This window comes from Dinghuibacter sp. (assembly GCF_035492835.1).
GTDB lineage: Bacteria > Bacteroidota > Bacteroidia > Chitinophagales > Chitinophagaceae > Dinghuibacter.
In genome coordinates, this window is the sequence record NZ_DATJIY010000061.1 from 1 (window position 1) to 26,698 (window position 26,698).

17 protein-coding genes are annotated in these 26,698 nt (G+C 58.8%); 3 read left to right on the top strand and 14 right to left on the bottom strand.

Features of this window, described 5'->3' with window-relative positions; all coding sequences use genetic code 11:
- The 12 genes from VL547_RS05745 to thrA all read right to left on the bottom strand — a co-directional run.
- Positions 1–461 (bottom strand): hypothetical protein (locus tag VL547_RS05745; protein ID WP_325576159.1); only part of this gene is annotated, 461 nt, incomplete at its 3' end.
- On the bottom strand, positions 458–1,567 hold the full coding sequence (locus VL547_RS05750; RefSeq protein ID WP_325576161.1) for an AAA family ATPase: 1,110 nt from the start codon (positions 1,565–1,567) through the stop codon (positions 458–460). The genes VL547_RS05750 and VL547_RS05745, both read right to left, overlap by 4 nt.
- A 55-nt stretch (positions 1,568–1,622) precedes the next feature.
- Positions 1,623–4,928, bottom strand: a complete 3,306-nt coding sequence (locus VL547_RS05755; RefSeq protein WP_325576163.1) for a hypothetical protein — start codon at positions 4,926–4,928, stop codon at positions 1,623–1,625.
- 224 nt (positions 4,929–5,152) lie between these two features.
- Positions 5,153–5,914, bottom strand: a complete 762-nt coding sequence (locus VL547_RS05760) for a succinate dehydrogenase/fumarate reductase iron-sulfur subunit (RefSeq protein ID WP_325576165.1) — start codon at positions 5,912–5,914, stop codon at positions 5,153–5,155.
- 9 nt (positions 5,915–5,923) lie between these two features.
- Positions 5,924–7,897, bottom strand: a complete 1,974-nt coding sequence (locus tag VL547_RS05765) for a fumarate reductase/succinate dehydrogenase flavoprotein subunit (RefSeq protein ID WP_325576167.1) — start codon at positions 7,895–7,897, stop codon at positions 5,924–5,926.
- Positions 7,898–7,906: 9 nt separating this feature from the next.
- The gene (locus tag VL547_RS05770) at positions 7,907–8,575 is read right to left on the bottom strand and encodes a succinate dehydrogenase cytochrome b subunit (RefSeq protein WP_325576169.1); all 669 of its coding nucleotides are present in this window, start codon (positions 8,573–8,575) and stop codon (positions 7,907–7,909) included.
- A 162-nt stretch (positions 8,576–8,737) separates the two neighbouring features.
- Entirely contained in the window at positions 8,738–11,014 is a 2,277-nt protein-coding gene (locus VL547_RS05775) for an erythromycin esterase family protein (RefSeq protein ID WP_325576171.1), read from the bottom strand.
- 33 nt (positions 11,015–11,047) lie between these two features.
- Positions 11,048–13,294: a response regulator gene (locus tag VL547_RS05780; protein ID WP_325576173.1), complete on the bottom strand. Its 2,247-nt coding sequence runs from the start codon at positions 13,292–13,294 to the stop codon at positions 11,048–11,050.
- Between the two features lie 73 nt (positions 13,295–13,367).
- Positions 13,368–13,955, bottom strand: coding sequence for a hypothetical protein (locus tag VL547_RS05785; RefSeq protein ID WP_325576175.1), 588 nt, complete (start codon positions 13,953–13,955; stop codon positions 13,368–13,370).
- Between the two features lie 60 nt (positions 13,956–14,015).
- Entirely contained in the window at positions 14,016–15,320 is a 1,305-nt protein-coding gene (gene thrC, locus VL547_RS05790; protein ID WP_325576177.1) for a threonine synthase, read from the bottom strand.
- Between the two features lie 4 nt (positions 15,321–15,324).
- Positions 15,325–16,257, bottom strand: coding sequence for a homoserine kinase (locus tag VL547_RS05795; RefSeq protein WP_325576179.1), 933 nt, complete (start codon positions 16,255–16,257; stop codon positions 15,325–15,327).
- The gene (gene thrA, locus VL547_RS05800; protein WP_325576181.1) at positions 16,254–18,701 is read right to left on the bottom strand and encodes a bifunctional aspartate kinase/homoserine dehydrogenase I; all 2,448 of its coding nucleotides are present in this window, start codon (positions 18,699–18,701) and stop codon (positions 16,254–16,256) included. The genes VL547_RS05795 and thrA overlap by 4 nt, the downstream gene beginning before the upstream one ends.
- A gap of 188 nt (positions 18,702–18,889) precedes the next feature.
- Between thrA and VL547_RS05805 the strand changes: the two genes are divergently transcribed.
- On the top strand, positions 18,890–21,466 hold the full coding sequence (locus VL547_RS05805; RefSeq protein WP_325576183.1) for a phosphoenolpyruvate carboxylase: 2,577 nt from the start codon (positions 18,890–18,892) through the stop codon (positions 21,464–21,466).
- Between the two features lie 7 nt (positions 21,467–21,473).
- Here VL547_RS05805 and VL547_RS05810 read toward each other — a convergent pair whose 3' ends face one another.
- On the bottom strand, positions 21,474–23,828 hold the full coding sequence (locus VL547_RS05810; RefSeq protein WP_325576185.1) for an ABC transporter permease: 2,355 nt from the start codon (positions 23,826–23,828) through the stop codon (positions 21,474–21,476).
- A gap of 326 nt (positions 23,829–24,154) precedes the next feature.
- On the bottom strand, positions 24,155–24,949 hold the full coding sequence (locus tag VL547_RS05815) for an alpha/beta hydrolase (RefSeq protein WP_325576187.1): 795 nt from the start codon (positions 24,947–24,949) through the stop codon (positions 24,155–24,157).
- Positions 24,950–24,976: 27 nt separating this feature from the next.
- Between VL547_RS05815 and VL547_RS05820 the strand changes: the two genes are divergently transcribed.
- Entirely contained in the window at positions 24,977–25,693 is a 717-nt protein-coding gene (locus VL547_RS05820; RefSeq protein WP_325576189.1) for an esterase family protein, read from the top strand.
- 12 nt (positions 25,694–25,705) lie between these two features.
- On the top strand, positions 25,706–26,662 hold the full coding sequence (locus VL547_RS05825; protein WP_325576191.1) for a hypothetical protein: 957 nt from the start codon (positions 25,706–25,708) through the stop codon (positions 26,660–26,662).
- The last annotated feature ends 36 nt before the right edge of the window (positions 26,663–26,698 follow it).

Genomic DNA, 26,698 nt, shown 5'->3' on the forward strand with positions numbered 1-26,698 from the left:
ATAAACTGAATCTCCGCTGGATTCTTCTGAATAATTGTATTCAATAGATTCCGGAAATCTCTGTTTTTTAAAATCGCATTCTTCTTTGTCAATGCTAAAAAGGGTGAAAATTCATGGGGCAAACGATACGTCTCAGAAAACCGAAGGCCTAGACCCTTACCTAAATCATAGATAAATTTATCCATGGCCGGATCAACCACCACCAAATACTGCTCTTTTTTAAAGTGCTTATAAATAGATACCCGATTGAACTCCTGAATTTTCTCAAACTTATAGAAGTATTGGGGCTTCTTTTTGTCATTATCAATAAACCCTATGACTTTCCCGGGACCTCTCCATTTTTCCAAAACAGAGCACACTCCAGTTATGCTCGAAGCATGACTCGGCCCCTTATAACCGATAGCCTCGACAAACACTGTATCTACGTTACATTCCGGAACCAAATTCGGGTAACGGATCATCTGTCTAAAGAATCTATGTTGAAAAATACATCCGCACCATTGCCCCAAATATTGTCAAGATCGCCTTGAGATAGTTTTTTTATTTTGGTCTGGTAATCTTCAAAATAGACCTGAAAGAAAGAAATATCTTTTATGCCGAGAGAGTCTTCCACCATACTGTCCAAAAAGTAAGGACTATGTGTCGTTATGAAATATGTGTTCTGTTTATCCGCTTTAATCAACTCCGAAAGCTCCTTAATATAGGGGGGAAATGAATGAGCTTCTGGTTCCTCGAAGAGAATAACGCTCTTAGTATTAGAATAAATTGCTGCTACATTGATTAGCATCCTTCTTAGTGTATCTGGAGTCAGCTCAAACGGTATTTTATAAGAAATACCCTTCTCTCTCCTTTGGATTTCAAATGTTCTGGTATTGAAGTCTATTAAAAACTCAAGCCCATATTCATCAAAAAATGGTCTAATCCATTCTCGGATTTCCGGGCTCTCTCTAACGATTGAATATAAGTTTTCTCCATGCTCTTTTAAATACCCTGCGAAGGAATCTCCATAGTTGCGGCCTTCGATAAAATCATACTTCCGAACCGGGTTTTCAGATATAGTGGCACCCAATGAGGAGGCGGCTTGAGAACCATCAACTGAAAATATTCCCATTTTTACAGCAAATTGACCAGTTTTGATTGACCGGCTGGATCGATTAACAATCTCTTCGAATTCGCCAATCGGCAATGTCGCAGAAGCCCTCCAATTTTGTATATCTGAAGCTGAGTTATCAAGATTTACAGCCTGGACAAAAACATTTGCATTTTTTTGGTACCAAAAGGTCGCTATGTTTTCATCGTATTTTACAACAATTTCCTTGGATGTATCAGTATCATAAAACAATTGATTTAAAGCCGTATATCTTATAGGAGAAGGGATAGCCTGGTCGCCTTTCCGAATAAAATTAAAAAGCGTCATTGCCTCAAGTAAATTAGACTTGCCACTATTGGGTTTACCAATAAATACATTCACCCTTGACGTATCAATATTTATATGCTTCAAGGATTTGAAATTTGTTATTTCAAGTTGCACCGATTTTGCAGTCGATGTACCCGGTGATTTGGCCATGTGCAAATTTATTTTTAACGTAGAATAAATTAAAGATAGACATTTTCCAGAGCCCTTAAAATATCGCCCTCACGGACGCCCTTCCGGTATTGATGGTCTTCCCCTCGCCGGGCTTGCGCCCGTCGTAGGAGACAGTGACCTCGATGTTACCGAGCACCCGCTTGGTCAGGTCGATCGACCAGACATAGTTCGTCCCGGTAGTCAACCCCTGAAGCATCGTATAAGCGGTGGTAGTGGTCTGGTCGGCGCCGGTGAAGGTGATGCCGTTCATTTCGAAGTGGGAGGTGATCGAGGTATTGGTGACTACGTTGTACTTCCCGTCGAAGGTGAGCGCCTTGGAGGTGGAGTGCTCGCCGCCGTATTCCGACGCGTTGGCCTGCGTCAGGTAGCGGCACCCGAAGGCGAGGCGATAGCGGGTCCCCTTTGTGTACGCCACCTGAGGTTCGGTCTGGAAGGAATTGATCAGATAGTTCTGGTTGGCGAACGCCGGGGTGAGCATGCTGTTGACGTCGAGCTTGTTCGTGATGTTCAAAGAGTACACGCGGGAGAAGTTCCAGCGCAGCTTCAATCCGAGGTCGCGCAAACGCTGGCTTTGCGCGCCGTAGGTGAGGTAGGCCTTATTTGAATTGACGATGTGCGTAAGGTCGAGACCCCAAACGGGGCTGAGCTTGTTAAAGAATATACCGTTGCTGAAAACCTCGGCCAGGCTCAATAAGGACGTATCCGCGGGATTGCCCGAGAAGGGATTGAAGGCCACGGCATCGGAAGAGATGACCTTTTTGTTGACCTGCATGCTGGATTGGAGCATGAAGCGCCCGAGGAATTTTTGCAATAAAGACTGCGTCTTTAAACCGCGCCAGGCAACGGAAGGATTCAGCACGAGGCTGTAGTGCAGCGTCGTATAATCCGCTTTTACATAGTTGCCGGTGGGTTGGTAAACCTTTATATAGTCCGCCTGGTCCTGGAACTGGGCGATCACGAATTCGTTGACCTGGGCGATGCCGTCCTTGTTGTAGTCGATCCAGGTGTACTGGCCCTGGCCGGCGGGGACCTGGACATAGGTGTATTCGCGTTGCTGCTCCTGGCCGGCGCCGAGCTCGTAGAGTACGTTACCGGTGAGGGCGCCCTTGAAAACGTTGGTCAGGTACTCCGCGCGACCGAGGATGGTGTGTTCGGGGAGCAGGGTGCTGACCTTCGTTTGGTTGACGTCCAGCTCACGGTAGGTGGCGTTGAGCTTGACCTGCTGGTGGAGGTTCGCCGTCCATTCCCAATAGCCGTTGATGGTGTGGCTTTGGTCGGTAGTGACGAGGTCGCGGCCTTCGGGGGCGCGGTCGCTGCGGTCGGTGTAGCTGAGGCCCCAGCGCTTTTTGCCCTCGGGGGAACGGAGGTAGACCTGCCAGGTGTCGAAGCCATAGCTGGTGCCGTCGAGCGAATCGGCGGCGCGGTTGAGGATGGCGTCTTTTTCGAGGCTGTATTTGCCGCCGACGGTGACCTTGCCCATATCCTCGAGGACCTTGCTCAGCTCCAGGGTTGGCCGCCAGTACATGCCCCGGTTGAAGGTGCTGTCAAAGGTGGTGAGGCTGAGCTGGGCGTTCCAGCTCCAGCCGTTTTGCTTAAACGTCTGCGTAAGGACGTTTTGCTCGCCGGAATAACCGGTCGACCGGGTGAAATAGCGGACGTCGTACCTGATCGACGTCGTTTTACCGGTGAACCCGATCCCCGCCATGCCCAGCCGCTCGGAGGCCGGGGTAACCACCAGCGGCAGCCCCCAGTCGCGGTAGAATTCGGGGCTGCGGAGACGCTCGATGGGGGTGAAGTTCTGGTTGACCCATTCCATGGACACGTTGGTCGCGACGTTCAGGTTCGGGTTGAGGGCCTGCTCGCGGACGAGGCCGACCTTCCCGGCCATGCCGATCTCATCCGCCCGTTTATGGGAGAAGGTATTGGGGTTGTAGTCGCTGAGCGCCCAGTCGCCGTTGAGCGTCGTATGCCGGTCGAGCTTATAGGTGGCGCCGGCGCTGATGACCTGTTGTTTTTTTGGCGCGATCAGCAGCACCACCGGCGCATATTCGCCTGTGTGCACGCCGTTTAGGGGCGGGCTCCACTGATAGACGTTGCCGTTGGCGGATTGACCGACGAGGACATAGTCGGCATTCCCCAGACCCATATCAGTAAAGCCGACGTTGTATACGGCGGAGTCGGGGTTGGTGGAGTACACAAAAACGGAGTCGTAGCGCACCCCGCCTACCACGCTGTCCCGTAGCGCGTACATCACGGCCGATGCGCTAAAGGTGTCGAGCGTGGCGCTCGGATAGTACGCGTTCTGTACGCTGTCACCCAGTTGCGACAGGAACTGTTTCTGCCCCGCGGTAAGCACCTGGTTGAGCGGGCTGTTTTTGGCGTCGGTGCTCGAATAGTAGTTGGCGCGGACGTGTAGCCGCGACCCGAAATCCATGTCGTCCCCCAACAGCAGCTGCGTGTTGAGGTAGTTCTGGTTGGCGTACTCGAACTCCACCTGGATACGCTGGTCCTTGGAGATCATCCGTTTGGCGGTAAAAGTGATCTCCGCGGTGTTGTAGTTGATGACATAGTCCTGGTCCTCGCCCCGCTGCATCTGGACGCCGTCGATAAAAACCTTTTCGGTCCCCGCCAGGACGACGAAGTAGGCTTCGTTGTTGTTACCCTGGAGCCGGTAGGGGCCCTGGTTGCCCTCCTCTCCTTCGAACACGTTGCGGGCGAAGATGCCCTTGGAAATGGCGCCGCTGGCGATGAAGTGGTTGGTGCGGGACTTGTCTTCCACGGAGACGCCCTCGAGGCGTTTGAAAAAGGTGAAATAGTCCCCTTCGCTGCGCCGGATGTCGATGTCACCGAGGGCGACCTGCCAGCCGTGCTTGCGGAACTGGATATAGACCTTGTCGAATTCGTTAAGCTGGGCGGTGGTTCCGTCGGGCTGGATGGGGAGGTTGTTATCGGTGATGGCGGCGGACAATTCGATCGAGTCGCCCAGGATGCCGTTGATCTGGAGGTTGAGGGACGAATTGACGACGGCGTCCTGGTTGTTGCCGAAGGACAGCGACCGTCCAAAGCTGCCGTTATAGGTGATGTTCCCGAAATTGAAATTGGTCATGTCGTCGTCCGGCCGCCGGCGGAAATAAGGCGAGACCACCATGAAGCGGGAAACGCTGTCGTATCGGTACTTGTAGAGGGGTTGCTGAAAAGCGAAGGGGAAAACGCGGTAGGATACCTTAACGCTGTCTGTCGTCGGCCGCCGCTTCCACCAAAGCCGGCTTTGCGCGGCGTTGAAGCCATACGCCCCCGTATCCACGCCCTCCAATACGAGCGTACCCGGTACGACGCTCATAGAGTCCAAGCTCACCGTATCCGGGCGAACAGGAATCATCTTGGTACGCCAGTTGGAGGATATGGATTTTATAACCTGGGCCCTCGAGACGCCGATACCGGCCAAGATCAGTAGCCAGAGGCAGAGTAATCTTCGCAACGGTGACGCTTTGGGTCCCACTAAGTTAGGCAATTCCCGGGAAAGCGCATAGTTATTGACTTGTGAAGCCCGCGGGGGCGGGGCGCCTACTCAGAAGCAAACCCCGCGCGCATATATTCCTGGTTGAGCCGCGCGATATTGACCAGCGAAATCTCCTTCGGACACTCCGCCTCGCAGGCCCCGGTATTCGTACACCCGCCAAACCCTTCCTTGTCCATCTGCGCCACCATCGCCGCCACCCGCGTCTTGCGCTCGGGATGGCCCTGGGGCAGGAGCGCCAGGTGGGAAACCTTGGCGGAGACGAAGAGCATCGCGGAAGCGTTCTTACAGGCGGCTACGCAGGCTCCGCAACCGATACAGGCGGCGGCGGCAAAGGCGTCGTCGGCGTTCTGTTTGTCGATGGGAATGGCGTTGGCGTCGACGGCGTTCCCGGTGTTGACGGAGATATACCCCCCGGCCTGGATGATCCGGTCGAAGGAGCTGCGGTCCACCACGAGGTCCTTGACCACGGGGAAGGCCTTGGCCCTCCAGGGCTCCACCACGATGGTGTCCCCGTCCTTGAAGGCCCGCATATGGAGCTGGCAGGTGGTAGTCCCGTGCCAGGGGCCGTGGGGTTTACCGTTAATGTGCATCGAGCACATCCCGCAGATCCCTTCGCGGCAGTCGTGATCGAACGCGATCGGTTCCTTCCCTTCCGCCACCAGCCGTTCGTTGAGTACGTCGAACATTTCCAGGAAGGACATTTCAGAGGAAATACCGGGGACCTGGTAGGTCTCGAAACCACCCTTGTCCTTGCCGTTCTTTTGGCGCCACACTTTGAGCGTGAGGTTCATCGTATAATGTTCCATAATGCTTTTTTATTTATAACTCCGCTGGGTCGGGTGAACAACTTCATAATCGAGGGCCTCCTTGTGGAGCTCATACTGGCCTTCGCCCTTGAATTCCCAGGCGGCGGCAAACATGAACTCGCCATCCTCGCGGAGGGCTTCGCCGTCCGGGGTCTGGTACTCTTCGCGGAAGTGGCCGCCGCAGCTTTCGTTGCGCTGCAGGGCGTCCTGGCACATCAATTCCCCGAGCTCGAGGAAGTCGGCGACGCGACCGGCCTTGTCGAGCTCGGGGTTGAACTCGTTCACGCCGCCCGGAATGCGGACGTCTTTCCAGAAGGAGGCGCGGAGGGCCCGGATCTCTTCGATCGCTTCGCGGAGGCCCTGGGCGTTGCGGGCCATACCGCACTTGTCCCACATGATCTTGCCGAGGCGCTTGTGGAAGCTCTCGACGCTTTGCGTGCCCTGTATGCTCATCAGCCGGTCGATCCGGGCCTTCACTTCCGCTTCGGCCTGTACAAAGGCCGGATGGTCGGTGGGGATGGCTTTGGTGCGGATCTCGTCGGCCAGGTAGTTACCGATGGTATAGGGGATGACGAAATAACCGTCGGCCAGGCCCTGCATGAGGGCCGAGGCGCCCAGACGGTTGGCGCCGTGGTCGGAGAAGTTGGCCTCGCCCAGGGCGTAGAGACCGGTGACGGTGGTCATCAGCTCGTAGTCGACCCATAGACCGCCCATCGTATAGTGGACGGCGGGGTAGATGCGCATCGGGACCTCGTAGGGGTTTTCGCCGGTGATCTTTTCGTACATGTCGAACAGGTTCCCGTACTTTTCCTTGACCACGGCCATACCCAATTCCCGTATTTGTTCGGGCGTCGGGTTTTCAAGGCCGTGTTTCCCGGCTTCGGTGCGTCCATAGCGGTCGATGGCGGATGCATAGTCGAGGTAAACGGCCTGCTTCGACGTGCCCACGCCATACCCGGCGTCGCAACGTTCCTTGGCCGCGCGCGACGCCACGTCCCGGGGAACCAGGTTCCCGAACGCCGGATACCGGCGTTCCAGGTAGTAGTCGCGCTCGTCTTCGGGGATCTGCGCGGCGGGCCGGGTGTCGTTCTTTTGTTTGGGCACCCAGATGCGGCCGTCGTTCCGGAGAGACTCGGACATCAGCGTCAGCTTACTCTGGTGGTCGCCCGTTACCGGTATGCAGGTGGGATGTATCTGGGTAAAACAGGGGTTGCCAAAATACGCGCCCTTGCGACAGGCCTTCCAGGCCGCGCTGACGTTGGAGCCCATCGCGTTGGTCGACAGGTAGAAGACGTTGCCGTAACCGCCGGTACACAGCAAGACCGCGTGCCCGAAGTAGCGTTCCAGCTCCCCGGTGATGAGGTTGCGGGCGATGATGCCCCTGGCCTTGCCTTCGATCGTGACGATGTCCAGCATCTCGTGACGGCTGTACATCTTGACGTTCCCGTCGGCTACCTGGCGTTCGAGGGCCTGGTAGGCGCCGATGAGGAGCTGCTGACCGGTCTGGCCGGCAGCGTAAAAGGTGCGTTGTACCTGCACCCCGCCAAAGGACCGGTTGCTCAGCAGACCGCCGTATTCCCGGGCGAAGGGTACCCCTTGGGCCACGCACTGGTCGATGATGCTCGCGCTGACTTCCGCCAGGCGGTACACATTGCCCTCGCGGGAGCGGTAGTCACCGCCCTTGATGGTATCGTAAAACAAACGATAGGTGGAGTCCCCGTCGTTCTGGTAGTTCTTGGCGGCGTTGATCCCCCCCTGGGCGGCAATGGAGTGCGCGCGCCGGGGCGAATCCTGGAAACAAAAACACTTGACCTTGTAGCCCATTTCGCCGAGCGAAGCGGCGGCCGAGGCGCCGGCAAGACCGGAACCGACGACGATGATGTCGAGGTGGCGCTTGTTGGCCGGGTTCACCAGCTTGACCGTACTCTTATAGTTCTCCCATTTGTCTTTTAAGGGACCGGCAGGAATCTTTGCGTTCAACATAATGGTGCTTTATTGGATCACTTGGGTATACATGAGGATGGGCATGAGGGCGAACAGGATGCAGACGATGAAGGTGTAGCCGATCCCGATACCGACGATGATGGATTTGTAGCGGCCCCTGCGGACGCCGAGCGTTTGGAAGGCGCTCTGGAAGCCGTGGAAAAGGTGCCAGAAGAGGGCGAATACGCCCAGCAGGTAAATAACGACGAAATACCACTGGCTGAAAACGACCTTCATGTCGGCAAAGGCGTCGGTGTTGTCGGCGCCGAAGTAGAGGTTGACCCGGGCAGGCCCCCAGAAGTTCGCCAGGTGGACGACGAGGAATATAAGGACGAGCGATCCGAGGACGCCCATCGAGCGGCTATACCAGGTGCTGTTCGTGCTGGCTGCGGATACCGCGTATCCGACGCCGCGACGGGAGTTGTTTTCCTGGGAAACGAACCAGGCCTGGACGATATGCAGGATCAGACCGGCGAACAGTCCCACTTCCAGGATGCGCACGATGATGTTGTGCGACATGAAGTGGGCCACGACGTTGAAGGACTCTCCCCCGTCGTTGAGGAAGATCATGGAATTGATGGTGACGTGGACGACCAGGAACAGGACCAAGAACAAACCGGTGAACGCCATGACTAACTTTTTCCCAATCGAAGAGGTAAAGAGCTGTTTCCAGGTCATATCAGGAGGATTATTTTGACAAATTTTTTACAAACCTACATACGGATGGGCAACGGGGCAAAAAAAAGTTCGCCGCGCGCGGGGATACCTTATATATGCGCCGGAGCGCGAAAGCACGCTGCCCAACGTCGTGAATATACGCGGCAGCCTGTTCCCGCGGCGCTACTGAAACCGGTTCACCGGATATACGTTGCGGATAAAAAAGATCCCGTCGAAAACCGCGCCCCAGGCCCCGTCGATGGCGTCATAATCGGCCAGCGCGGCCACGCGGCGCGTTGGAAGCGCCGTTCGGTAATCGAGGAACGCATAGCGGTAGGCGGAGAGGGCTTTCTCGGTGCTGGCGGCGGCGCGGGTGGGCACCATCAGTATATGGCTGTCGGTGTAGTCCATGTAGGTGCCGGTGGCGCCGGTGAATCCGATGGCATACGCCCGGGCGCCAAAATGGGCGGCGATCGTTTCGCCCATGGGCTTGAAGGTGGTGGGGCCAAAGGTTTCGAGCCCCTTCGCGATGTGGACGTTGTGGGCCCAGACGATGATCTTTTTGCCGGGATAAGCGTGTTCCACCAGCCAGATCAGGTTTTGCGCCATCTGCGCGTCGCGGACGCCGTCGGGGTTGGCGTCGCCGGTGAGGCCCCAGTAGCGGAGGGCCTGGGACTCGATGCTGCAAACGACCTCGTGCCAGAAGCCGGGGTTTTCGGTGAGGGGGCCTTTTACGACGCCGCCGGCCGGTAACGCGCGTTTCAGACGATCGATCTCGGAGAGGAAAACCGCCTTGTCGGCTTCGGAGGGCCTGAAGTCGCGGGAGGCGAAGGTGGCCAGGCTGAGCCGCCGGAATGTCCCGAACGAGGAGTCGGGCAGGGCCGGGTCCCGCCGGCGCAAGAAATCCCCGAAGTCGCCAAAGAGCATCGTCTTTGCTTTTTCGCCGGTGTGCTGGCTTTCAAAACCTGCCAGCGTCATGTGCGCCTGTACGTAGTCGAACAACGGCTGAGTTTGGAAAGAAGTCGCGTACATATAAAACAAGCTCCCCAGCACCTCGCTGTTGAGCCGCGCCCCCGCCGCTACGTTCTCCTGGATGCGCGCGCAGTCGTAGAGCCCGCTTTCGAAGGCCAGCACGTCAAAGCCCATCCGTTCGTGCAGGAAACGCACCAGGCGCGTCTTCGCGGTAAAGGTCGAGCCCTCGCCGTGGGTCTGTTCGCCGAGCAGGACGATACGGGCCTTACCGATGGCGGCGGCCAGCGGGGCAAGGTCGGCGTAATCGGTGTCGAGCGGGTCGATGGTACGGATCGCCGAAGCGTCTATGGCGGCAACCGGCGTGACGCTAGCCCCCGCCGTAAAGGCGTTCAGGCTATCGTACATCGTCCGGAAACACTTCCAGGGCGTCTCCTCCGGATTCTGGGGCCGCGCACCCGGCGGCGGTGGCGGCAAGGGAAGACCGTAGAAGCCGGCCAGGAAGGGCGACACAGGGGACCATACCGTCTCGGCTACGCCGAGAAAACGATCGCCCATCTCAGGCGAGGACTGCGCCCGGAAACGGAGCATGTCTTTTACCTGGAGCACGGCCAGGTCGGGTTTACGCCAGGGACAGGTCACCACGTGAAAACCCTTCATCGCGAAATAAGGTGCCGTATAGTCCGCCCGGTCATAGTGCCAGTCGCAGATGGTCACGTCTTTGGGGATCAGGTCGATGGCCCGGTAGGTATCGTTATAGCTGCCTTCCCATTCGCCCAGCCCGGTTGTTTTTCCATCCAGGAGCCGGTCGCCCCATATCCATAGGGACCGGTTCTTCGACGCCAGGTGGTCGCGCAAGGCCCTGACCTCCCCCGCAAACAGCTCGGCCCTGTCCCTGCCCGCGCAGCGCGGACAGGTCGGTTCCCCCAGGTAGAAGACCTCGTCCATGCCCGCGTGAAAGGCGTCGGCGTCGAAGACGTCGCATATCTCATCGATCACGTCAAAAATGACCCGGTGGAGATCCGGGTACAAGGGGCAGTAGCTTTTACAATAGAGCTTATCGGGGTTGGGCCACGCGTAGACCGCGGGCATCTGGACGGCGGGCGTTTCGTCGAACTGCGGATAGGCCTTGAGCAGCCTGCCCAAATGGTTCCGGTCCGACTGGTGTCCTAACATATTGATCTGAGGAATGATCCGGATACCCAGTTCGCGGCAGGCGCCGACGATACGGCCGGCGTCCGCCCGGGTCAGCGGAAAACTGTCGATCAGCTCCGGGTGCCGTTCAAAGGTATAGTGATAGTCCACCCGCAGGATCAGCGTGTTGACGTGCCGGGGCGCCAGCTCCTGCCGTATAAAGACGAGGAAGGAATCCAGCCCGGAAGGCCTGGGGGCGGCGATGCAAAACCCGCGGACGGGCATGAGGCTGTCCAGCGGGGTGGCGTACACCGCCACGGAAAACACGAGCAGCAGGGCCAGGAGGAAGGATTTCATATGATATAAACAGGTTTATCCTTACAGTGTCGCTCACCTGGCCGTTGTAACGAGAAAATGCGCCAGCTTTTGATGTAGCTCGTTCGGGTTGAACGGCTTGGAGATGCAGTCGTTCATGCCTGCACGGCGTATGCGGTCGACAATCTCCGGCTCGACCGAGGCCGTCAGCGCCACAATCGGCAGCCGTTTGTAATAGTCGCCGTCCATCGACCGTATCCGCCTGGAGGCCTCGTACCCGTCTATCCTGGGCATCTGAAGGTCCATCAGGACCAGATCCGGCCGCTCTCCGCGCATTCGCTCCACCGCCTCCTCCCCGTTGGTCGCGCACTTCACCTCCAGACCCCACCCGGTCATAAACTTGGTTGCGAGCACCAGGTTCATCTCGTTGTCCTCCACGAGCAGCACCGTGTAACCGGTCAACCGGCCCGGGTCCCGGACACCGCCGGGAGACAGGCTACCCATCACCTGCTGTGGCTCGTCGGCGCTTTTTTGGAGTTTCAACTGGAATGAAAAGGTCGACCCCTTTCCCACCTCGCTGTCCAGGCGTATATCCGTATCCTGCATCTGTAACAATCGCTTGGTGATCGCCAGCCCCAACCCGGTGCCCCCGAACCGGCGCGTGGTATCCGCGCTGGCCTGGGTAAAGCTCTCGAAAATCATGTCCTTTAGTTCCGGTGCGATGCCGATGCCCGTATCCTGTATGGAAAACCCGATAACCAGGTCATTTTCCTTTACCTTGTCCAGCGAAAGATCGACCGTGACCGACCCTTCGAGCGTAAACTTGATCGCATTGCTGATCAGGTTATTGAGGATCTGGGCCAGGCGGATCGGGTCGCCGACCACTATTGACGGGATATCCGGATCCATCCGGAAACGTAAGACGATCCCACGCTCCGACGCCTTGAAATTATGCGATTCCCGGATACTCCGGATAAAATCCTTCAGATTGAAGGAAATGGACTCGAAGGTGATCTTTCCGGTAACGATCTTGGAATAGTCGAGGATGTCGTTGACCAGGGCGAGCAGGTTCTCGCCTGAAAACTTGATGATGCGCAGGTTCTCAAACTGCTCGGACGTATGGTCTTCCTGGAGCAGCAGGTGGGTCATCCCGATAATCGCATTCAGGGGCGTCCGGATTTCGTGGCTCATGTTGGAAAGAAACTGCTGTTTAGCCCTGGCGGCCTCCTCCACGGCCGTTACGTCGAGCGCCAGGCCCATAACGCCGCCCTGGTTTTCCGGGTCCGGAAAAAAGGTATTCTGCAAATACAAGGTCCCTCCTTCCGCCGATGGCATCGTCGCAACATACCTGGCCAGCTCGCCCCGCATGGCGAGCCGCAATAGATGCACATTGTCGCTGTCCTTGTACAGGTCGAACATGTTTTGACCGACCACCTGCCCGTCTTTCAAACCCAAACCCTTAAGCCCCGCGCCTACGGATAAGGTGCAAATGCCCGTCGCGTCGAGCCGGTAGACAATAATGGGCAGGTTCTCGAGCAGCGTATTGAGCAGGCGTGTCTTCTCCCGGTTTTCCTGCTCCGCCAGCTGGTTTTGCGTGACGTCCAGCGCCAGTCCGACAATGCCGTCGGCGGACTCGTCCGAAAACAATATCTGCTGGTAGTATAATTCCTGGCCGTCCGGACCGACGGACTTATTGATGAAACGTACGACCCGTCCATCCCGGGCTTGCTGGAAGTGCTCCCGGACCTCGGGCATGATGTCGAAGGCGCTTTGGCCGGCGACCTGGTTGTCGCTCAATCCCAGCGCCTGAAGCCCCGCGCCCACCGACATCCGGACAATCCCGTCCCCTGCCACCCGGTATACGACGACGGGCAGATTGGCCAGGAGGGTGTTCAGCAACTGCGTTTTTTCCTCCATTTCGCGGAAGAATCGCATCCGTTCGGATATGTTTCGCGTGGCCGCGGCGAGACCGATGACATTCCCGGCGCCATCCAGGAGGGGCATGCAACGTAATTCCACGGGGAATCGACCGGTTTTGGGGTGACCCAGCTCCAGGATGCGTTGAACCGTGACGCCGGCCAGGACCTGTTCGTACAATTCCCGGAGCGGGTCGACATCCTCCGGGTGATGTGCGGCGATCAATTCCATTATATTTCCGCCCTCTTCGACCACGATCCCCCGGGTCTGGAGCATGACCTTCCGGTACGCCTCATTGAACAGGATATAACGGAAGTCCCGGTCCAGCGCGTAGACCGCGGAGTCTATTCCCTCCAGGAGGGCGCGATAGCCAGTAAGAACTAAATTATCTTCGCAAGCCTTCATGAATATCAAGTTAGGGAATCTACCCTGTACCATTTTATTCATTTGAAGGGCTGCACGGCGATATCACGCCGCGTTAGTCCGCAATCCTCCGCAGCATAAAATTATCGACCGCGTTGTACAGGTGTTGCGGCTGCAGGGTCCGCCAATTGGGATAGTCCAACAGTTCGACGTAATTGGTCAGGTGCGCCTTGCGGAAGTCCTGCTGGGTATGCGCGGGCATATTGAGGATAACGATCCACCCGCCCTCGTCGTGCACCTGCTCGTACCACTCCTCATAATAGGAATCGTCGCTGGAATGGAAATTCAGGACGTTGTCCGCGATCAGGATGAACTTATATATACCCGAGTCGAACAGCACGTCGGTGATCTCCCGCCGGAGCATCATGATGTCGTTTTCTATGGCGTCGTTCCACTCCCCTATCAGCTCTATGATCACAAAGCCCATGGAGTAGTCCACGTAGAGGATCTTCATGTAGAGCGTGCGCGACCCGAATTCATCCCATTGTGGATGGATGAAATAGTTGTACACCGTCTGTGTGAACTCGAACTCGCTGTACTCCCTCCCAAAGAAAGGCGACAGCTCGTCTTCCTCCGCGGTATACAGGTGGCGCCAGTTGTAAAATGGTTCGATGTCGTGCATAGGCCCAAGTCCTTCCCGCAAATATCACGAATTTACCCGTCACGCCAAACCCCGAAATCGGCGCACGACGACGTCCCCTGCTCAATGCCCGCCGGCGCTCTGCAGGAATGCCTTCAGCTCCGCAAAACCGGTGCCCATCGCCCTTTTGTGCGCCGGCCGGTCGTAGAGCGCCCGGACGCTTTCGGGCGCCTCGAGGCGGATGCCCAGCGCCCGTTCGATGGTCGGGGCGAACTTGACGGGGTGGGCCGTCGATAGCAGTATTCCCGGGGCCCCGGGGTTCGCCCGACGGTAGGCCTTCCAGGCGGCGTACCCCACCGCGGTGTGGGGGTCGGCCACGTATCCACAGGTCTCGTACAGCTCCCGCATCGACCGGATCGTTTCCTCGTCCGTCAGGCTGACGCTCGAGAGCCTGTTGTGGAGGGCGTCGCCTTGTGTTCCGTGACCTTCCCGGCGGCCGAACAGCTCCAGGATGCGCCCGAAGTTGCTGGGAACGGCTACGTCCATGGCGTTGGAAAGGGTGGGTACGGCCGGGTGCGGTTCCATCCAGCCCGTCGCCATATACCGCGGAACGGTGTCGTTGGCGTTACAGGCGGCGATGAAGTGGTGCGCGGGCATCCCCATATTATAAGCCAGCAGCCCCGCGCAGATGTTGCCGAAGTTCCCGCTGGGCACGACCCAGACGGGGGGCTCGGCCCGGTCCCATTGGCGGTAGGCCCACCAATAATATACCTGCTGCGGCAGCCAGCGCGCGACGTTGATCGAGTTAGCCGAGGTCAGCCCTTTCAGGTCGGGGTCGGCAAACGCCTCCTTGACCATCCTTTGGCAGTCGTCGAACGTCCCTTCCACTTCCAGGGCCGTGACATTGGGTCCGCAGGTCGTGAGCTGCAGCTCCTGCACCGGGCTCACCTTACCCTTGGGATAAAGGATCACCACCTTCACCCCCGGCACCCCGTCGAAGCCGCTGGCCACGGCGCCGCCAGTGTCGCCGGAAGTCGCGACGAGGACGGTGACGGGGTCTCCCGAGAACGCGCCGAGACAGCGGCTCATAAAACGCGCCCCCACGTCCTTGAATGCCAGGGTCGGCCCATGGAAAAGCTCCAGCACGCGCAGGTCTTCCGACAGCGGCACCAGCGGTATCCCGAAATCGAGCGCGTCGGTGACGATGGCGCGCAGCGTTTCGGGCGACAGGGAACCTTGGGTAAATGGCGACAGCACCGTTTCAGCCACGGCCGGGAGCGATAACGCCGGCAGCGTATCAATAAACTCAGGGGCCATGGAAGGAACCTCCCGGGGAAAATAAAGCCCCCGGTCGGGCGCCTGCCCCTGCACCGTCGCGGTCCGGAAGTCTACGTCCGGGGACTGGTGCGTCAAGCTATAATACTGCATGTACCTAAACAATTTTTACCCCGGCCGACGCGATCGGCCCGACGTAGGTGTGAAAATCGATCCCGATCCCGCGGTATACCACCGCCATCTCTTCCGCCACGGCGGTTGCCGTTTCCTCAGAAGCGCTCAGCATAAAGATCGACGGACCGGAACCCGATATCCCGCCGCCCAGGGCGCCCGCGGAAAGGCTTCGCGTCTTGACCTGGTCGAAACCCGGGATCAGTATCTTCCGGACGGGCTCGATCAGCACGTCCTCCATCGACCGCCCGATCAGCGCGTTGTCGCCCTTGAGGATACCCGCCACAAGACCGGCGATGTTCCCCCACTGGCGGATGGCGTCCCGGAGCAGGACCTTTTGGGTGAGTATCTGTCGCGCGTCCGAGGTGCGCACCTCGATCTGGGGGTGTACTACCGTCGCATAAAGCGCGGGCGCGGGCAGCGCCACCACGTCCAGCGGATGGATGGACCGGATCAGGGTCACGCCCCCATAGATACACGGGGCGATGTTGTCGGCGTGCTTGACGCCGGAGGCTACCTTTTCTCCGCACATGGCAAAACGCACCAGGTCCTCCCGGCTAAAGCGTCCGCCCAGCAAGTGGTTGGCCGCCACCACGGCGCCCGCGGCGCTGGCGGCGCTGGAACCCACGCCGCTACCGGGTTTTATGCGCTTGTCGATGACTACCTCAAAACCCATGGCCCCGTCCAGCTCTTCCTGGAGGGCGATCAGTGCGGCACCCGCTACATTCAACGCCGGATCGGTGGGAAGATCATAGGCCCCGAGGTGCTGAATCAGGATGTCAGAAGTCCCGTCCAGGAGCGTGAGCGTCATGATGTCGTAGGGTTGGTCCAGGCAAAAGCCCAATACGTCGAATCCGCAAACCATGTTGGCAACGGTCGCGGGGGCTTGTACCCGGACCGTTTTACAGTCGTCTTTCATATACGCGCCGCTCTTATGATGTCCGCAAATACGCCCGAGGCCGTTACGTCCGCGCCGGCGCCCGCGCCCTTGACCATCAGGGGCTGCTGGGGATAGCGGCGGGTGTAGAACTGGACGACGTTGTCCTTGCCGTAAAGATGATAAAACCCGTGCTCCGGCGACACTTCCTGGAGACCGACCTGGGCTTTGCCGCCCGCGAAGGAGGCGACGAACTTCAGGATGCGGCCGTTCGCCCTGGCCTTTTGGTAGAGGCTCGCAAAGTGCGCCTCCTGGACGCCCAGCTCCCGGTAGAAGTCATCCACGCTGCCCTCCATACACGAGGTCGGCATAAAGGTATTGTTGGTGATGTCATCCATCTCCATCTCCGCCCCGCATTCGCGGGCGAGGATGAGGATCTTGCGCATCACGTCGGTACCGCCCAGGTCCAGACGGGGGTCCGGCTCAGTATAGCCTTCCTCCTGCGCCTGGCGCACGACCTCCGCAAAGGGCCGGGTGCCGTCATAGTTGTTGAAAACGAAGTTGAGGGTCCCGCTCAACACGGCGTCGATCCGGTCGACCCGGTCGCCGCTCCGTACCATGTCGCTGAGCGGTCCGATGACCGGCAACCCGGCGCCGACGTTGGTTTCGAAACAGAAATTGGCGTTGTAGTCGCGGGAGAGGAACTTGAGGCGCTGGTAATCCGCGAAACGGGAGGAGCAGGCGATCTTGTTACACGCGACCACGGCAATGCTCCGCGTCAGCAACCGGTCGTAGACCGAAGCCACCAGCGCGCTGGCCGTATTGTCGACAAAAACCGAGTTCCGCAGGTTCTGCCGGCGCGCTTCCTCGACAAAAGCGTCGAGGTCCATCGGCTGGCCGTCCTGGAGCGCCTGCTGCCAGGTCGCCAGGTCGATGCCCTGGTCGCTGAGCACCATCTTCCGGCTGTTGGCGATGCCCATGACCCGGAGCTGTAGCCGGGTATGCTTGAGGAGATAATACTGTTGCTGCTTGAGCTGGTCCATCAGCTTGGCGCCCACATTGCCCAAACCCACGATATACAGGTTGAGCTGTTTGTAGGCGGTCTCGAAGAAGGCTTCGTGGAGGACGTTGACGGCCTTCTTGACGTCTTCGGCCGCCACGACCGCGGAGATGTTTTTCTCCGAGGCGCCCTGGGCGATCGCGCGGACGTTTACGCCGTTGCGCCCCAATGCCCCGAACATCCGTCCGCTGATCCCCGGATGGCTTTTCATATTGTCGCCTACCAGGGCCACGACGGCCAGGTGGTTTTCCACCCGCACCGGTTGAATGGAGCCCAGGCCGATTTCATAGCCAAAGGCGGTATTGACCGCCAGCTGGGCGGCTTCGGAGTCATTGCCCGCCACCCCCACGCAGATCGAGAACTCGGAAGACCCCTGGGTGATCAGGATGACGTTGATCGATTGGGAGGCCAGTGCCTGGAACAACCGGCCGGCCACCCCGGGTACGCCCACCATCCCGCTACCCTCCAGGCTGAGCAACGCCATGTCGTTGATACTGCTGATACCGCGGACGGGGCCCTTTTGCTTCTCGCGCACCTCGTGCTCGATCAGCGTACCCGGGTCCCTGGGCGCAAACGTGTTCTTGATCCAGACCGGAATGCCCGCGTCCATCACCGGCTGGATCGTGGGCGGGTAAACCACCTTGGCGCCGAAGTGCGACAACTCCATGGCTTCCTGGTAAGATATCCGATCGATGACCCGGGCATGGGATACCCAGCGCGGGTCGGCGGTCATCATCCCGCTCACGTCCGTCCATATTTCCAGGACGTCGGCGTGCAGGCTGGCGGCGACCAGGGCCGCGGTATAGTCGGAGCCCCCGCGTCCCAGCGTGGTCGTCACGCCCTTGGCGTTGCTGGCAATAAAGCCCGGCAATATGTACAGGGGGGAAGGGAACTCGTAGACATAGGCCTCCATCAGCAGGCGCGTCTGCGCCATATCCACCTTGGCGTTCCCAAAGGAGGAGTCCGTACGGATCAACTGGCGGCTGTCGGCCCATAGGTGGGGTACCTCCCTGGACTGGAGAGCGCCGGAGACGATATAGCTGCTCAGCCACTCCCCGTAGCTGACCAGCCGGTCGAGGGTCCGGGGCGACAGTTCGCCCAGCAGGAAGATGCCTTCGCAGAGGCTTTCCATTTCGTTACAGCGTTGCTTAACCCAGCTAAGGAGCGAGCTTTGGCGGGCTACCGGGATCAGGGCGCGGACCGCGTCGAGGTGACGCGTTTCGATCGTCTGTAGCAACTGTTTATACTGTTCGCTGCCCGACGCGGCCAGCTTACCCGACGAGATCAGGGCGTCGGTCACTCCTCCCATCGCGCTCAATACAACCGACGTAGGTCCGGTGGCCGACGCGCTGAGCAGGATGTCGATGACCTTTTCCATGTTTTCGGCAGTGGCTACGGACGAACCGCCGAATTTCAAGACTTGCATAGCAAAGAATAAATAAATAAAGAATGATAAAGGAAGTGTAGTAAAAACCCAGGGGATAATATGGTAGTGCGCAACCCTTTACAGGGTTGTAATCGTGGAGCAGGTAATGATAGAAATGTGTACCATTAGAGACAGCAAGTTACTAAAAAATCATTTTCCACAAATTTTATTTAGTCTACTTTTACGGTATGGATATATCAGGTGCACAGAGTCTACAGGAATTCAAGAACCAGGTAGCGCTCAAGTTTCAGCTATACAACAGCCTTTTTACTTCCCTCCCCTTCCATCGCATCGAGAAAACAGGCATCCTCCTTTCGTTATTGCTGACAAACTGTGAAGACGGGTATAAAAAGAACGCAAGCCCCATAGACATCATCCGTGAATTCTTCGAACAGCATACCGGCTACAATAGTGACCGGGAGCGGATCGACCTGTTGTTCCGTTTTATCCAGTATACGGAGCGCCAGGTGGTCCTGTTCGATTCCCTGGAGGACAGCGCCTTCCGGAAAGTGAACGACCTCAACGGACCCGGCACCCTCAAACAACTGCTAACGGGTGTTGCCCAGGCAGGCCGCGAACGGGCGTTCGCGAAAAAGCTCGAGGACTTTGCGGTGCGCATCGTACTGACCGCTCACCCCACGCAATTTTACCCGGGCTCCGTGCTGGGGATCATAAACGACCTCGGCAAAGCCATCGCCGCCGACGACGTCAGCAATATCAATTTGTACCTCCAGCAGCTGGGCAAGACGCCGTTTTTCAAAAAACAAAAACCCACTCCATACGACGAGGCCGTCAGCCTCATCTGGTACCTGGTCAATGTTTTTTACCCGGCGGTGGGCAACATCGTCACCGCGCTGAAGTCGAACTTCCCCGAAGCCGTCACCCCCAAACACCCCGTCATCCAGCTGGGGTTCTGGCCCGGAGGAGACCGGGATGGGAATCCCTTCGTCACGTCCGATACGACGCTGAAGGTAGCCGAGGCGCTCCGCACCAGCGCCCTGAAGAACTATTACCTCGAGGTCCGCAAGCTCAAAAGGCGGTTGACCTTTAAAGGCATAGACATATTGCTCAACGACCTGGAAAAGAAATTCTACGACCCCATCTTCCAGCCGGACAAGCCTTCGACGCTTACGCCCGCCGAAGTGCTCCAGACGCTGGAGCAGGTTCGCAATATTTTAATACACCAGCACAACGGTTTGTTCTTAAACCTGGTCGACCAATTGATCGGGAAGGTGACCGTGTTCGGGTTTTACTTTGCCGCTTTGGACATCCGGCAGGACAACGGCGTACACCACCAGGTGCTGTCGGCGATCGCCGCCGCGGAAGACGGCCTGCCGTCGGACTTCGATAGCCTTCCCGCGGAAGAGCGCATTTCGATTTTGTCTTCCGTGTCGACCGCGGCGCAACCGGAAAAATACGACGGGATCGTCCGGGACACGCTGGACACGATCCACGCCATCCGCACCATCCAGGAAAAGAACGGCGTCGCGGGTTGCTCGCGGTACGTCATCAGCCAGTGTACCGGCGTGCTGGACGTCATGGCGGTATATGGCCTCTTCGCGCTGAGCGGCTGGGACACCAAGGCCCTGCCCATCGACATCGTGCCCTTGTTCGAGACGATCGACGACCTCGGACACGCCGCTTCGGTGATGGAGACCCTGTACAAGCACCCGGCCTACGGCCGCCACCTCCGCCAGCGCGGCCAGCGGCAGACGATTATGCTCGGTTTTTCCGACGGCACCAAGGACGGTGGCTATCTCATGGCCAACTGGAGTATATACAAGGCCAAGGAATCCCTGACCGCCCTGTCCCGCCAGTACGGCATCGAGGTGCTCTTTTTCGACGGCCGCGGCGGTCCTCCCGCGCGCGGCGGCGGCAAGACCCATAAATTCTATGCGTCGATGGGGAAGAACATATCCAACGAGGAGATCCAGCTCACCATACAGGGCCAGACCGTCAGCTCCAATTTCGGCACCGTCGATTCGGCCCAGTTCAACCTCGAACAGCTCCTCCATGCGGGTATGTACAACGACCTCCTCTACCCGAAGGAAGGCACGCTGACCGCGGAAGAGGAAGACATTTGCCAGCAGCTGGCGGAAGCCGGTTACCAGGCCTATAAGGACCTCAAGGAACACCCCGCTTTCCTAGACTATCTCGCCCACGCCAGCCCGCTTCGCTGGTACAGTGAAACCAATATCGGCAGCCGCCCCGCCAAACGCTCGGGCGGCAAACGCCTGAGCCTCTCCGACCTCCGCGCCATTCCCTATGTCGCCAGCTGGAGCCAGATGAAACAAAACGTCACCGGTTATTACGGCGTCGGCTACGCGCTCGAGACCCTCGAAAAGGCCGGCCGCTGGAACGAGGTGCGTCATCTCTACCAGCACTCGCCTTTTTTCAAGACGTTGATCGATAACTGCGAGATGGCGATGCTGAAGTCCAACTTCCCGCTCACCGCCTACCTGTCCAATCACCCCACGTATGGGGAGGTTTGGAACAAGGTCTATGAGGAGTACGAACGGACGCGCAGCTTTGTTTTCAAGCTGTCCGGCAAAAGGGAGCTGATGTCCGACTATCCCGTGGAGCAACTCTCCATCCAGATGCGCGAGCGCATCGTCCTTCCCCTCACCACCATCCAGCAATACGCCATGGCGCGCATCCGGGAAATGGACGAAGGCAAGGCGCCGGCGGCGCTCCGGGAAGAATTCGAAAAGCTCGTGATCCGCTGCTCGTTCGGGATCATCAACGCGGGCCGCAACTCGGCATAGCGCGGCGCTACTCGCTCCTCAGGCTGTCGACGGGTCGTTTCGACGCCGCGCGTATCGCCTGCATGCTCACCGTCAGCAGGCTGAGCAGGATGGCGGCCGCTCCCGTCCCCGCGAATATCCACCACGGCAGCGTCGCGCGGTAGGTATATTGCTCCAGCCAGCGGTGCATCACGTAGTATGCCATAGGCGCCGCCACGAGGAAGGCCAGCCCGACCGGTTTTGCAAAATCACCGGCAAGCGACCCACCGATCGTCCAGGCCGAAGCGCCCAGTACCTTCCGGACGCCGATCTCCTTTGTGCGTTGTTCCGTCATAAAGAGCGCCAGGCCAAACAACCCCAGACAGGAAATAAACAGCGCCAGCCCGGCAAAGGCCGAGACCATATCGCGCAAGTGTGCTTCAGCAGCGAATTTGGCGGCATAAACCTCGTCGGCAAAACGCACGTCGAGCGGCGCGCCCGGGTAGACGCGCGCCAGCGCCTCGTCGATGCGTTGGAGCACGTTGTTGCCGGGTATGATTTTTATAAGGGTTGCATACAGTTCCGTCGCCGGAAGATAGACGGTCGGGTACGCTTCCTGGAACGGCGACTCCATCACCATGTCCCCTACGACGCCCAGGATGGTGTAGGTTTTGCCGTCATGGCGGATGACCGTACCTACCGGGTGGAGCAGCCCCATGCGTTTTACCGCCGATTCATTGAGGAGGATGCCCTGTTCCTCACGGGCAAAATCGCGACCCGCTTTTATCTGCCAGCCGATCGTCCGGCCATAGTCCGGCGTCACGCCGATAGCCGCCAATTCCGGGGATGACGTCTGACCGGGCCACGTCCAATCGGTACTCGTGGACCAGATGCTCGTGAGCGGGCTGGAAGACGCGGCGACGCCTTTCACCACGCCCGTTTCCATGAGCGCGTGTGACAGTGGCGCGACATCTGGGTTCTCCAACGGGACCGTCAACAGGTCCCGCCGTTCGTAACCCGTGGGCCGGTCCTCGGCAAACCGCACCTGCCGGTAGATCACGCAGGAGGCGATCGCCAGCGCGATCGACAGCGCGAACTGCGCCACCACGAGCGTCCGGCGGACGTTCTGGCGGCCGGTCCTGACGCTGCCTTTTAGCACCTTCACCGGCTGGAAATGCGAGAGGTACAACGCGGGATATATCCCCGCCAGCAAACCGGTGACCGTCGCGGCTGCCAGCACCGCCGCCCAGAACCTTATGTCGTTCCAGGGTAAGGTCACCGGCCGCCCCGCCAGTCCGCTGAACCATGGTAGTATCAGCGGCGTGATCGTTATGGCGATGGCCGTAGCGCAAAAGGCCATTAAAACCGACTCGCCAAAAAATTGCAGGATCAACCTTCTCCTGCCGGACCCAATGGTTTTGCGGATGCCCACTTCCTTTGCCCGCTTCTCCGACCTGGCCGTGCTCAGGTTGATGAAATTGACACAAGCCAGCAGCAATACCAGCAGACCGATCGCGGTATACAACCGGACGAGCCGTAGCGCCTCCCCCACGACCTCCGCCCCATTGCTGAACGTGCCGTGGAGGTGCCACCGGTCCATCGTGTGAACGAACAACTGCGGCTTCCGTTGCGCGGTTTTACCGTCCGGGTGGTCCAGACGGATGTTCTTTATAGCTGCCGATACCTCGGCCGCCGGCACACCGGGCGCCAATTGCACGTATATCTCCGCCCACTGGCTGGACCAATCGGACCGCTTTTGCTCATGGCCCGCCAGGTAAAGCGCCATTGGCGCGATAAACCCCATGTCGCTGAAGTCGCTGCCCGCCGGAAAGTCCTTGTACACGCCGCCTATTGTCACCAGCAGGTCCTTATCCAGCCGCACCGTGCCCCCGAGGGCCGCACGGGCGGCACCCCCGGTTCCGACCTCTCCGGTCCCGGCGCCATGTGTCCCCGCCGCCCCGGCCTCGCCAAAAAGCCGCGCCGCCATCGTTTCCGACAACAGGATCGTGTGCGGGTCGGTTACCGGGCCGCTCTCCCCCGCCACCATTTCCGGCGTGAACATATCCCCCACCCCGCTCTCCATGAACCGCCCCTTCAGCGTAATTTTTTTAGTGTCGATCGCCAACACGTGCTCCTGCAGCCCCGTGGCGGCAACGACGTTGTCGAAGTACCGCCCGTATGTCCCACGCAACGCCTCCGCCAGCGGCAACGGATGGGTATCGACGGTATAGACCGTCCCGTCATAATTCGCATTGGTCTCGATCCTGGCGATCCTATCGTGGTTCCTGAAGGTATGGTTATACGTCCACTCCCCCCTCAACCAAACCCCGATCAATATCACCACCGTCATCCCCGCCGCAAGCCCCCCGAGGTTCACCATCGTGTGCACCCTATGCCGTCGCATATTCCGCACCGCCAAATATATATAATGGTAAAGCATATCCCCTCCGCAGAAAAAAACATGCCGCCACTCTAAATCATTGAATACGCGCCGCTTGAGCCGCCGCCACGGCCGCCGCATGTCCGTTTCCGATACACCCGCCGTCCGCTGCCGGCGGACCAACCCTAGGCGCGACAGGCGGAAGAGGCGGCGCTCTTTGCGCGCGTTTTTTTTCGCAGAAAAACACGCGCGTAAAGAGCGTCGCCTCTTCCGCCGGGCAACCAAATGCCAAATAGAACGAAGAACGACGAACAGAGCGTCGCAACGAAGTCAAATAGAAGTACAAAAGCTCACAACCACCGCAGAAACTCCGGCAGCGCCGACGCCCAGGTCGCGCGATCATGCCGCCCGCCGGGGACTTCGAGATAGCGGATGTTGGACGCCGGCACGCCCTGCGAGCGCAGCGCCGAAATGAGGTCCAGCGTATCGTCGATGACGTCGATCACCCCGTTGCCGTTGCGGTCGGCGGTCTCGTCCGAGGTACCGCATTCGAAAAAGAAGCGTTGGGAACAAGCTCCGCCACGGCCGGATAAAACCTGCGCGTGCATGATGCGGTCGGTGGACTCGGCGTAACCCTGGTCGTAGCCCTTGAAGCGCCACCAGAAGGAGCCGGAGAAGGCGGCGGCGGTTTGGAAAAGGTGGGGGTGGTTCCAGACTATGTCCATGGCGGACAGGCCGCCCAGCGAGAAGCCGGCGAAGGCGCAGGAGGCGAAGGTGGGCACGTTATAGGTGCGCGACAGGTAAGGAAGCAGCTCCTGCACGACAAAGTGCGTGTATAAAAAGGCTTTGGCCCCACGGCCTTTATAGTCCGCGCGGGCGGCGGTACCGTATTCCTGCAGGCGGTTTTTTCCGGCGTGGATACCCACACACATAAGGGGAGGTCCGTTTAGGGTCTCCAGCAAAGCGGGGAGGCCCATGGTGGCGACGTCCTGTCCGTCGTTGAACAACAGGAGGCGAAGGGCGGTCGGGTCTTCAACGGGGTCGGGCAGGTAACAGTCCAGGCGTACGCTTCTTCTCAGGAAGGCGGACGCGTACTCAAACGATTCCACATGCACAGCGGTACCCTCTGCGGCAACTATCCTCATAACCCCAAATGTAGTATATTCGACCTTATGAAGGAAGAATACCGGAAATGGCACTCGCCCAACCTCAACCAGGAATGCAACATGCTGGTATTCGGTCACGGCGGGATGCCGCTGGTACTTTTTCCCACTTCCCAGGGACGGTATTATCAGAACAAGGACGAAGGCATGCTCGAAGCGGCCCGCTGGTTTATCGACGAGGGCAAGGTCCGTGTGTATTGCCCGGACTCGATCGACCACCTGAGCTGGTACAACCAGGCCATCCCGCCCGCGGCCAGGGCTTATAACCAGACCTGTTACGACCGGATGGTGCTGGAAGAGATCGTCCGGCCGGCCCAAAACGAAACGGGGGTACAGCGCGTGGCCACCGCGGGTTGCAGCTTTGGCGGCTATCACGCGGTAAACTTCGCCTTCCGGCACCCGGAGACCGTAAGCTATGTTTTTAGCATGAGCGGGATTTTCGACATCTCGCGTTTTGTCTCCGGCGGCTACGACGACAACGTGTATTTCAACAACCCCATGGACTATATCAAGGGAGACAACGACCCGCACCTGTGGAAGATGGGGATCGTGCTGGGATGCGGGGAGCAGGACGTAAGCCTGGGAGACAACCGGACGATGAGCGGCATCCTCGGGGAGAAACACATCCAGCACTGGCTGGACGTGCGGGAGCACGCGGTGCACGATTGGCCGCTGTGGCGGCAGATGTTTCCGCAGTACCTTTCGCTTTTGCTACCTAGTTACTAAGACGCTTATCATATGCTGCGCAAAATCGGCATCCTATACGGCCAGGAGCGCTCCTTCCCCGGCGCCGTCATCGACAGGATAAATGCAAAAAAGCCGGAAGGCATCAGGGCGGAGCCCGTCTCCATCGACAAGGTCGTCCAGGGCGAAGGACCCGGGTACGCGGTGATCATCGACCGGATATCCCACGACGTCCCGTTCTACCGGGCGTTCCTCAAGAATGCGGCCCTGACGGGGACGGCTGTCATCAACAATCCCTTTTGGACGAGCGCCGACGAAAAGTTCTTCAATAACTGCCTGGCGACCCGGATCGGGGTACCGGTGCCCAAGACGGTGATACTGCCGTCGAGCGCGCTGCCCACGGACACGTCGCACCAATCGTTCACCAACCTGGCGTATCCCCTGGACTGGGAAGGCATCTTTGCGTACGTGGGTTTCCCGGCCTATATGAAGCCCTTTGCGGGCGGGGGGTGGCGAAACGTATACCGGCTGGAGGATCAGGCGGCGTTTTTCGAACGCCACCGGGAAACCGAGCAACTGGTGATGTTGCTGCAGGAAGAGATCGTTTTTGACGAATATTACCGCTGTTACTGTATCGGCGGCCGGTATGTCCGGATCATGCCCTACGAGCCCCGCAACCCCGCGCACCTGCGGTACGAAAGCGACTTCCGGCCCAGCCCGGAACGGCTGCAGCAGATGGAGGAGATCGTGCTGAAGCTGAACCGCTACCTCGGCTACGACTTCAACACCGTGGAGCTGGCGGTCCGGGACGGCGTACCTTACGCCATCGATTTTGCCAACCCCGCGCCGGATGCGGACGCACGGAGCGTGGGGGCGGAGAACTTCGAATGGGTGGTGGAAACCTCGGCGCGGTACGCCATCGAGCGCGCGGAGGCGTGGCGTGAAGGGCGCGATAACTGTACCTGGGGCGAGTACCTGCGGCGCAACACGACCGGCGAGCAACTGGTTTGATAAATCCGCGGGCCGGCGCGGCCGGTGAATAATTTG